Origin of the sequence: Kitasatospora phosalacinea (genome assembly GCF_000716545.1) — a bacterium.
Classification (GTDB): Bacteria; Actinomycetota; Actinomycetes; order Streptomycetales; family Streptomycetaceae; genus Kitasatospora; species Kitasatospora phosalacinea.
The window spans coordinates 123,029-131,032 of the sequence record NZ_JNWZ01000033.1 but is presented as its reverse complement, the minus strand read 5'-3'; the positions used below and the strand labels follow the sequence as shown (position 1 = coordinate 131,032).

Sequence of the window (8,004 nt, the reverse complement as noted above, 5' to 3'; positions counted from 1 at the left end):
CCCTCACCCCCTTGCCCCCGCCCCCGGTTTTGGGTCTACCAGTCGATCTTTGCTACTGTTGTCGGTGTCAGCGCGGGGAGCACCCCGCGAGGACGACACCCGGTCCGGGTGGCGGAATGGCAGACGCGCTAGCTTGAGGTGCTAGTGCCCTTTATCGGGCGTGGGGGTTCAAGTCCCCCCTCGGACACCAGCTAAGACCCCAGTTGATCTGGGGTTTTTTGCTTTTCCAGGCTGTGGCGTGACCAACCACGTGACCAACAGCCCAGCGAATCCCCTGCTAGACCAGGGAAGACAGGCCGATCCGGCTGGCATTGCTCTCGGCCAGCTTGCGGGCCCCGGCCCCGGTCATCCGTCTGAAGAGCTACCGGCGCGCCCCGAAGGCCGCGAGCACGCCCGCACCCATGTCCAGGCAGATACCCGCACCGACAGTCCGACCGCAGGAATTCGCAATGCCCCGCAACCCGTTCCTTGACCTGCTGTGACGAACGATCCAAGCAGCTCCGGCCTTCGGGCCGGGAGCCTTTCGTCGTTTCTGGGCTACCTGTCCCGAGCAACCCCTACTCTGATTGCGTGCCAGACAAGCCAACGAGGCTCCCGGAAGTCCACACTCGCAAGCCTGCACCCAGGCAGATCGAGACTGCGGCCGAGAGGAGTCATGCGGCCCGAGCGATCGAGCGAGGTGCCAGGCCCGAGTTGAGCCAGGAACTCGTGTCCCTGTGGCGCGAAATCGTGGCTGCGGTCAGAGACACCATCCAGGTCAGTGCTCGCAAGAATGAGCTGGATGCGGAGACGAAGTGGCGGGAGATCGAGGCCGAGACGGAGCGCCAGAGGATTCAAGCCGACCTTGAGAAGGCGCGTATCCACGCCCAAAACCCGTCTCCACCACCGGCTCAGTGACAAGGCCCCGGCCGATCGGCCGGGGCATCTCCACTTGCTGACCCCTTCTCGGCGACACCCACTTACAGGCCGATCGGACACGGCACCACAGGGCCGTGGACGCCGCGAGGCGGACACGACACGCAGGCCCGGTAGACGACGGCGCCGGACAGCAGCCACAGGGACCACACCACGTCGTTACCCTGCTCCAACTGATCTTCCGCCCCGTCTCTGCGCACCGCCGTGGACAGGTAGTCGGCCGCCTCGGCGCCGGATGTCCGCCACTCCTCGGCCATCCAGTCAGCCGCTTCCTTGGGCGCCCGAAAGGTCTCGTGTGGGCGGACTGGCTTGAGCAACCAGTGATGGACCATCAGCGGTGGCCTATCGTCATGCCGAAACAACAGCACAGGCCGCTTCCGCTCCGCGATGCTCGGGTGCTTGGGATCGAATTCCGGATGCTCGGGCCGCCGCCCTTCCTCACTCGCAAGGTCCTGACCTCGACCGGTCCACCAGTAGCCGTGAATGTGCTGCTGCACTGCGCCTCTCCTCGGGGAACGGGTGAGCCCCGGCCGGCCGAAACGGGGGTGTGGCCGACCGGGGCTGTCTCGGCGGTTAGACCGACAGGCCGAACCGGGCCGGGTCGATCCCGGCGGCGCTCAGCTCGTCGGCGGTGAAGAGCAGCGGCTCACGGTCGGGCCGCTTGCTGTCGCCCAGGGCGTACGCTCCGGGAGAACCGGGGATCGGGGCGAGCGTCACGCACGTCTCGGTGTCGTCCCCGCCACCCTGGTTGCCACCGCAGGCACGGCGGAACTCCAGCGTTCCGATCGGGAGTTCGTACAGGTCGATGCGCTCCATAGTGCTACCTCCTGTGTACGTGGCCGAAGACGGCCGATCTCCGCCCAAGAGGTGGGCGGAAGTCTTGCGAGATGCCCGGTACTCAGAGCCACTGATCGGGCTGCACGTCGGTGTAGTCGCTGAACGTGCGCCGGTAGCGAGTGTGTGTCGTGTCTCGGGTGTGCTCAGCAATCCACTTCTCGACCGGCGTGGGGGCGAGGTGTTCCCCGGACGCTGCTCCACAGTCGGTGTCCTCGCCCGCGACGCACGTTGCCTCGTAGGTCGGAGCGGCTGTCTCGTCCCTGGACATCGTGTAGTTCCGGAAGCGGTACACAGCCCGGGTCATGCCGCGCACTCCTGCGTGCCGTGCGCCTCGTCGCGGTGGCGACGCTCCAACACCCGCACATCGGACAGCCGCGAGCGGTCAACCGTCAGCACTGCGGCCTGGGCCTGTTCAGCCAGCCGTGCACATTCGGCGCATCGCTTGTTCGTCGTGCGGCTGGGCCGCCTTTGGTCCGGCTCTGTGGCAGGCATTCGATGGCTCCCCGTGGCTCTCAGGTCCGTCAGGTGGGAGACCAAGCTACGGCCCGGATCTGCGCCGCCCTAGGCAGTTTCCTGTTGCCGCAAGAAGTCATCCCGGATGCCCTCGATCAGGCTACGCAGCGCGTCACCCGATACTGCCGTTCGAGCGAAGCCTTCGAACTTCTGGAGATAGACAGCCACGTCCCTGGGATCGGTCACCACGATCTCGGCGTGAACGGCTTCGACCGTTACAATCCGGTCGTCCCGAATGACAAACGAGTGCCCCGGAACGTCTACTTGATCTGCGGCTAGCGAGACGATCCGAATGTCAACGTTCGGCAGCCTGGAGAGTGAAACAATGCGGTCCAATTGCCCGGCCATCATCGGGGGCGGCAGAAGACGCCAACGCAGCACTGATTCCGTGATAATAAACTGGGGCTGCTTGCCGGAGTCGTAGAGGACCTGCTGCCTTTCAAGCCTTGCGGAAATGGTCTTGGCGAGGGTTTCCTCTGCGAGATCCTTTCGAGCAAGCACGGCTCGGACGTATTCCGGAGTCTGCAACAGGCCGGGAATCAACGACGGCTGAAATAGCTTCAGCGACCCCATTGACTCGTCCAGGGCCCGGATCTGCTGTTGCTTCCTGTGGTAGCCGAGCCGGCGGAAGAGGCGCCACGCAGTGGCCTCGGTAGCAGCCGCGCGGGCCGCCGCCATGTACTTGGCCTTGACCTCTTCGGACACCCCTATGGCCGTGAGGATGCGCTCAACGTCAACGACACCGGCCGGAGCCTTCCCGGTCTCGATCTTGCTGAGTTTGCTCGGGGACATGAGTGCGCCACGGGCAACCGCTTTGGCTTCCTTATCGGATGCCTCTCGCAGTGCCCGCAGCGCGGCCCCAAGATCGGTCCTATTCACTCGCCGTGCTTAGCCCACCATCCGGCGAACGGCTCAGCGTGCGCCAGCGCGGTGTCACGGTACGCGAGGAATTCGGAGATACGATCAGCGTCAACGAATTCAGCCCCGAGGTACTTACCCTCACTGTCATAGGCCATGGCTCCGACCGCTCGGCCGTCGAACAGCCAAAAGTCCGGAGCATCAGGGATGGGGTTTCCCTGCTCGGTAGTGTCGAGAATGAAGAATTCTTCGCCGGCCGCCGCGTTCCTCTGGTATCCCCAGCCAAGCTCGAACCGGAGGTACGGCGTTAGCGGTCTAGACAGAATGTGGACTCGGTACATGCGCTTTCCGGCCTCAGTCGCCCTTCGAACCGTATCGACCCACGGAGCCGACTTGTACGAATCCGGCTGTGAATCGCCTGCGAGGAAAGCATGATACGCGTCGATTCCACCTGACTGGCTGTAGTCATCCAGGGTTTCGAGTCGAAAGGCATCGTGTTCGAAAGTCTCGAACCACTCCGCGAGGGTCCTAGATGAGCTGGTCACGGATGGCCTTTCGGATGAGTTCGATCGGGATCTCGACCACGGTCTCGTGGGCAGGCAACCTCAGACCATGGTCGGCCGGGGTCGCCCCCTGCACCAGCAGAGTGCCCTGGTCGGTCACGTACAGCGTCGGACAGTCCCCATCGTCACAAGAGCTGATCAGCTTTCGGACTAGCACCGTGCCCCCTCTGCCGGCTCCGCTGTCGAGTTTGATCCTCCCGGCCTCGATCAGACGGACGCAAGAGGTCAGGGTTTCCGCTACTGGAAACTGACCCGACACCGACGTCTCAGCGAGCCAGCGCGGCCGATGGTCACGTGACCAACGCATGACCAACAGCGGCCAGAAGCGGCGAGAAACGCCAGGTAGCGCGACCAAGCCAGGGACCGCCGACGGAGGCAGCAGAAGCACGTTTCCGCAGGTCAGAACTGACCTCGGACGTCAGCATGAGACCCCGGCCGATCTGGGGTCTTTCTGCGTTTCAGGACACCGGGGCGGGGGTGTCGGGGGCCGTCGTTAGGGTTCCGCTGTCGATCATCGGGTGGTCAGGGCGCGGAGGAGTGGGCTGTGCGGCACTGGGAGTTCGTCGGGGGCGGTTCTGCGAAGTTCTGGGAGGGCGCGGTCGAGGGCGCGGCGGTGCGGGTGCGCTACGGCCGCGTCGGGACCGGAGGGCGGGAGCAGGTCAAGGAGTTGGCCTCAGCCGAGGCCGCGCGGGCGCACTTCGCCAAGCAGGTCGCGGAGAAGGAGCGCAAGGGGTACGCGGAGGTGGCGGCGGACGGTGCGGTCGCGGCCGGGGTGCCGCAGGCCGGGGTGCCGCAGGCCGGGCCGGTGGCGCGGGCCGAGGGTGCCGAGGTGGGTGAACTGCCGGACGAGGACGCCTTCGTGCTGCCCGACGCCTGGCGGCGGGCGGCGGTGCCGCGGCGCGGGGGCCGGGCGCCGGAGGTGTCGTGGCCCGGGCCGGAGGCGCTGGAGCGGGAGCGGCGGCGGATCGCCGACCGCGGCGACTGGGTGGAGCGGGTGCTGGACGCCCCGGCCTCCGACCCGGAGCTGGTGCGGGCCGCGCGCGCCTACCTGGAGGGTGCGCCGGACGCGGTGGGCGCGGCGGCGGTGGCGAGCATGCTGCCGGCCCCGTGGCAGGCCGGGCCCGCGGAGCACGCGCTGTTCGCCGAGGTCTGGACGGCCCGGCACGGGCTGCCCTTCGCGGTGCGCGCGCTGCTGGAGCGGGACGCGGTGGAGACCCACTACCAGCAGTCCGGGCACGTGGTCTCGGACATCGCGCTGCGCCCGCGGACCACCGGCCCGCTCTATTACGGGAAGCTGTCGCTCCCGGCCGACGAGCGGGTGCGCCGGCTGCTCGCCGCCGCGCCGGAGCCGGAGTACCGGGAGGCCCTCGCGGTCATCGCCGAGCGCCGGAACACCCCCCGGCGCCGGGCGCTGGCCTCCTACCTGGCCCCGGGCGTGCCCGGTTGGCTGGACGAGTGCCTCGCGGAGATGCCCGGCTACGGCGACGACAAGTCGCAGCTCCAACTGCAGTTGCTGCACTCCCTGGACGATCCGGCTCAGGTGGAGGCGTTCGTCCGCGACCCCTGGACGGCCTGGAACGGTTGGACGCCGCAGTTGGTCGCTACCGTCGCCGACGGCGTCGGCGCGGCCTGCGCCCCGCTGCTGGGCGCGGGGTTCGCGCGGGCGCACGGGTCGGACGCGACCAGGGAGCTCGCCGCCGCGCTGGCCTTCCTCCCGACCGACGACGCCTTCCGGCTGCTGCTGGGCGGGCTGGACGACAAGAACGTCCGCCCGGCGCTGCTGGAGGCCGCGCGGCGGTACCCGGTGCGGGCGGCGCGGCTGCTGGCCGAGGTGGTGGCGGGCGGCGGCCGGGACGGGGCGACGGCCAGGGCGCTGCTCAACACCCACGTCCTGCTGCACCGGGAGCTGCTGCCGCTGGTCCTGCCGCGGTTGGACGCCGCGGCGTCCGCGCTGGTCGCGGAGCTGGACGGCGCCCGCCCGCAGGCGCCCGAGGCCGGGCCGGAGGCGCTGCCGCCGCTGCTGGTCTCGCCGCCGTGGACGCGGCCGCGCACCCGCCGCGCGGTGCGGGTGCTCGACGGTCTGCGGCCGGACGAGGACGTGCGCCTGGTCTGGCGGGCCGGTGAGCGGGAGCGCTGGGCCGAGGTCGGCTTCAACAGCTCGTGGCGGTACCCGGCGGACACCGACTGGGCCGTCGAGGCGCGGAAGGCGCTGACCGGGACCTCCGGCCTCTGGCGTCCGACCCGGCTGTTGACCCAGGGCCCCGCGGAGGTGCTGGCCCCGGCCCTCGCCGAGTGGCGGCCCGACGACCTGTGGGGCGGGACGGAGTACCTGCCGGCGGTGGTCGCCAGGTACGGCGCGGCGGCGCTGCCGATGGCGCTGCACGCCGCCCGGTCCCAGCCCGCGGCGCTCTCCTCGCTGCTGCTGCCCTACCTCGACGTGCGGGCGGCCCGGCTGCTGGCGGACGGCCTGGTGCGGCTCAAGTCGGTTCACGCGACGGCCCGTTCGTGGTTCGCCCGGCACCAGGTGGCGGGCGCGCTGCTGCTCGTCCCGGACGCGGTCGGCCCGGCCGGGCGGGAGCGGGACGCGGCCGAGCGGGCGCTGCGGCTGGTCGCCGGGGACACCGGCGGGGCGGAGCTGCCGGCCGCGGTGGACGCCCGCTACGGCGCCCAGGCGGCGGAGCTGGTCGCCGAGGTGCTGGCCGCCGACCCGTTGGAGAACGCGCTGCCGGTCCGGATGCCGGTGCTGCCGGTCTGGGCGCAGCCCGCCGTCCTGCCGCAGTTGCTGCTGCGCGGGCCTTCGGACGGGCCTGCGGCGGCGCTGCCGGCGGAGGCGGTGCGGCACGTGCTGACGATGCTGGCGCTGTCCCGGCCGGGAGTGCCGTACCCCGGGCTGGCGGTGGTGGCCGAGACCTGCCGGGCCGACGGGCTGGCCGCGTTCGGGTGGGCGCTGTTCGAGCAGTGGCAGCAGGCCGGGATGCCCGCGAAGGAGAGCTGGACGCTGCACGCGCTGGGGGTGCTGGGCGACGACACGACGGTGCGCCGGCTGACCCCGGTGGTGCGGGAGTGGCCGGGCCGGGGTGCGCACCAGCGGGCCGTCGAGGGCCTGGACGTGCTGGCCGCGATCGGCACCGACCTGGCGCTGCTGCACCTGCACGGCATCTCCCAGCGGGTGAAGTTCAAGGCGCTGCGGGCCCGTGCCCAGGAGAAGATCGCCGAGGTCGCGGAGGGCCTGGGCCTGACCGCCGAGCAGCTCGCGGACCGGTTGGTGCCCGACCTGGGGCTGGACCCGGAGGGCACCACGGTGATCGACTACGGGCCGCGCCGGTTCACCGTCGGCTTCGACGAGCAGCTGCGCCCGTTCGTGCTGGACGGTGACGGCAAGCGGCGCAAGGACCTGCCGGTGCCGGGCGTGCGCGACGACCAGGAGCTCGCCCCCGCCGAGCGCAAGCGCTTCGCCGCGCTGAAGAAGGACGCGCGCACCGTCGCGGGCGACCAGATCCGCCGGCTGGAGGGTGCGATGGTCGCCCGGCGCACCTGGAGCGCCGAGGAGTTCACCTCGCTGTTCGTCGAGCACCCGCTGGTGTGGCACCTGGCCCGCCGGCTGGTCTGGACGGCCGACGACACCGCCTTCCGGGTCGCCGAGGACCGCACCTTCGCCGACGCGGACGACGAGCCCTTCGTGCTGCCCGCGGACGCGACCGTCCGGCTGGCCCACCCACTGCTGCTGGGCGAGGAGCGGGTGGCGGCCTGGTCGGAGCTGTTCGCCGACTACGAGGTCCTCCAGCCGTTCCCCCAACTCGGCCGTCCCGTCCACCGGTTCACGCCCGAGGAGGCCACCGCCAACCGGCTGCACCGCTTCGAGGGCCGCACCGTGCCGGTCGGCCGGCTGCTCGGCCTGACCAAGCGCGGCTGGGAGCGCGGCGAGCCGCAGGACGCCGGGGTGGAGCGCTGGTTCTCCAAGCGGCTCGGCGACGACTGCCACCTGGTGATCCAGCTCGACGAGGGCATCGCGGTGGGCATGGTGGACGAGTTCCCGGACCAGACCTTCGAGACGGTCTGGCTGGCCTCCGAGCCCGGCGACCACTGGAGCCGGGGCGACTACCCGCTGCGCTACGGCGACCTGGACCCGGTGGCCGCCTCCGAGCTGCTGGCCGACCTGGAGGAGGTCACCGCCGGGTGACGCCCCGGGTGACGTCCGGGAGACGTCCGCGGGCACGGGTGCGAGCCGAGACGCCGTGACCCGGACGTGACGCGGGGTCGGAACACTCGTGCCCATGGAGAACGACGGGGACGGGTGCTGCGCTGGCGGGGTACCCGG

General features: G+C 70.3%; 7 protein-coding genes and 1 tRNA gene. 3 read left to right on the top strand and 5 right to left on the bottom strand.

The features are described from left to right. Nucleotides 1-102: 102 nt before the first annotated feature. Nucleotides 103-190: transfer RNA gene (locus tag OO48_RS18395), tRNA-Leu, on the top strand. Nucleotides 191-693: 503 nt separating this feature from the next. Beyond that, nucleotides 694-897: a hypothetical protein gene (locus OO48_RS18390; RefSeq protein ID WP_157845488.1), complete on the top strand. Its 204-nt coding sequence runs from the start codon at nt 694-696 to the stop codon at nt 895-897. Nucleotides 898-959: 62 nt separating this feature from the next. Here the strand turns inward: OO48_RS18390 and OO48_RS35240 are convergent, their stop codons facing one another. From OO48_RS35240 to OO48_RS18365, 5 genes are all read right to left on the bottom strand, one after another. Next, on the bottom strand, nt 960-1,412 hold the full coding sequence (locus OO48_RS35240) for a hypothetical protein (RefSeq protein WP_051732278.1): 453 nt from the start codon (nt 1,410-1,412) through the stop codon (nt 960-962). Nucleotides 1,413-1,488: 76 nt separating this feature from the next. Next, nucleotides 1,489-1,731: a DUF397 domain-containing protein gene (locus OO48_RS18380; protein ID WP_033217508.1), complete on the bottom strand. Its 243-nt coding sequence runs from the start codon at nt 1,729-1,731 to the stop codon at nt 1,489-1,491. Between the two features lie 82 nt (nt 1,732-1,813). Next, nucleotides 1,814-2,056, bottom strand: a complete 243-nt coding sequence (locus OO48_RS41345; RefSeq protein WP_033217506.1) for a DUF7848 domain-containing protein — start codon at nt 2,054-2,056, stop codon at nt 1,814-1,816. Nucleotides 2,057-2,313: 257 nt separating this feature from the next. Beyond that, on the bottom strand, nt 2,314-3,144 hold the full coding sequence (locus OO48_RS18370; protein ID WP_033217504.1) for a helix-turn-helix domain-containing protein: 831 nt from the start codon (nt 3,142-3,144) through the stop codon (nt 2,314-2,316). Further along, complete coding sequence (locus OO48_RS18365) at nt 3,141-3,668, bottom strand: DUF6879 family protein (RefSeq protein WP_033217502.1); 528 nt, start codon at nt 3,666-3,668, stop codon at nt 3,141-3,143. The genes OO48_RS18370 and OO48_RS18365 overlap by 4 nt, the downstream gene beginning before the upstream one ends. A 562-nt stretch (nt 3,669-4,230) precedes the next feature. Here OO48_RS18365 and OO48_RS18355 point away from each other — a divergent pair. Next, on the top strand, nt 4,231-7,866 hold the full coding sequence (locus OO48_RS18355) for a DUF4132 domain-containing protein (protein ID WP_033217498.1): 3,636 nt from the start codon (nt 4,231-4,233) through the stop codon (nt 7,864-7,866). Nucleotides 7,867-8,004 lie beyond the last annotated feature (138 nt).